At 41.7% G+C, this 1,785-nt stretch carries 2 protein-coding genes; both read right to left on the reverse strand.

What is annotated here, in order from left to right:
* Nucleotides 1-770: FAD-dependent oxidoreductase (locus H529_RS11050; protein WP_155984479.1), on the reverse strand; the 770-nt coding region annotated here is incomplete at its 3' end.
* Between the two features lie 340 nt (nt 771-1,110).
* The coding region (locus H529_RS0109410; RefSeq protein WP_028843183.1) for a nickel-dependent hydrogenase large subunit at nt 1,111-1,785 on the reverse strand (675 nt) is incomplete at its 5' end.

A 1,785-nucleotide genomic window follows, 5' to 3' on the forward strand; every position in this document is an offset into this window, starting at 1 on the left:
CTTGAAGGACAAATGTTCATACAGTGACCACAACCTGTACACTTATCCCAGTCTACATATCTGGCTTTTTTCCTGATGGTAACCTCAAAGTTTCCCACATAACCCTTAACGTCCTCTACCTCGGCATAGGTGATAAGTTCGATGTTAGGATGCTGGGCGACCTCGCCCATCTTGGGGGTGAGTATTCAAGCCGAGCAGTCCATCGTCGGGAACGTTTTGTCAAGCATGGCCATGTTCCCGCCTACGGAAGGTCTTTTCTCTACCAGATAAACCTTTAACCCCATGTTAGCTAAGTCTAAAGCAGCAAACATACCTGCAATTCCACCACCTACCACCAAAACAGACTTTTCCATAGGTTCAAAACGGTCCTCTAAAGGTTCAGCTAACCTGACCTTAGCCACCGCACTTTTTATGATCCTTTTAGCCTTGTCTGTAGCCTCTTTAATCTTCCCCCAGTGAGCCCAGGTATTCTGATCTCTGATGTTAGCTATTTCACAAAAATATTTATTTAAACCTGCTGACTCTACCGCTGCCCTAAAAATAGGCTCATGAGTTCTTGGAGTACAAGCAGCAACTACCACCCTGTCAACTAAACCCTCTTTAATATCATTCTTGATCAACTCCTGCCCAGGGTCAGAACACATGAAGAAATAATCTCTCACTACTGTCACATCAGGCAATGTTTTGGCAAACTCTACCAACTCCTGGATATTAAGCCCACCTTTAATGTTCTCACCACAATGACATACATAAACCCCAACCTTTGGCATGTCTAACCCCCTTATTTTGATATTCTATTAGTCCCTTCATTATTTATTTATAAAATACTAATAATCAAAGTCAAATAGACTTAAAAGCTTTTTTTCTTATTTTTTCCTTTTTTTATTTAACTTTTCTAAAAAATTTAAACATTTTTATTTGTTTTTTAAAATTTTTACTTTTTATATTTATACAAAACACAGTTTACACATGAAGAGCTATCCTAAATGACACTTTTTGAACAGGTGTATTTGAAAACCTGTCAGTTTTAATTTAAGATTTTAAAAGCAATAGATTAAAAGAAAGTAGGGGGAGATCCCCCTACTTAATTGAGATCAGAAAATTTGAATTTTATTTAAAGTTTCTCAAACTTTTTACCAGCTCTCCGTCCTTGGTGTAGATGTCTATCTGCACAGGCAACTTCCCAGGTAAGGTGTGGGTAGAACAGGCAAGACAAAGGTCATAGGGCCTGTAAGCCATCTCTACCAAGTTTAAAATTCCCTCATCTACCTTTCCTTCCTTGATAAAATTCTCTGCCGCCCTCTTGATCGCTATGTTTATAGACCCTTTGTTGTGGGTGGTTGCAACTATGATGTTTGCGTCAGTTACTATACCCTTACTGTCTGTCTTGTAATGATGTATAAGCGTTCCCCTCGCTGCCTCAACAATCCCTACTCCCTCTCCTAATGCCTCACCTAACTCCTGCCTCACGTCAGGAGCTGTGATACTCTCGTCTGACGCAAGCTCCTTCACCTTCTCCGCACAATGTAACAACTCTATCGCCCTCGCCCAGTGATAACCCAGTATGTTATGCACAGGCTTCCCTCCAAAAAACTCTACCATCTCCTCATACGCCTCCTGCGCACCAGGTGTGTCAAATCCATTCCCCACGTTAAACCTCGCTAGCGGCCCCACACTGTATAAACTCGTTCCCTCTCCATCCACTATCCCCTTCCAACCTAACTTCTTAATGTACGGTGCCTTCTGATAACTCCACGGCAACGTCCTCTCTGCTATCCACTCCAA

Origin of the sequence: Thermodesulfobacterium thermophilum DSM 1276 (assembly GCF_000421605.1) — a bacterium.
GTDB lineage: Bacteria > Desulfobacterota > Thermodesulfobacteria > Thermodesulfobacteriales > Thermodesulfobacteriaceae > Thermodesulfobacterium > Thermodesulfobacterium thermophilum.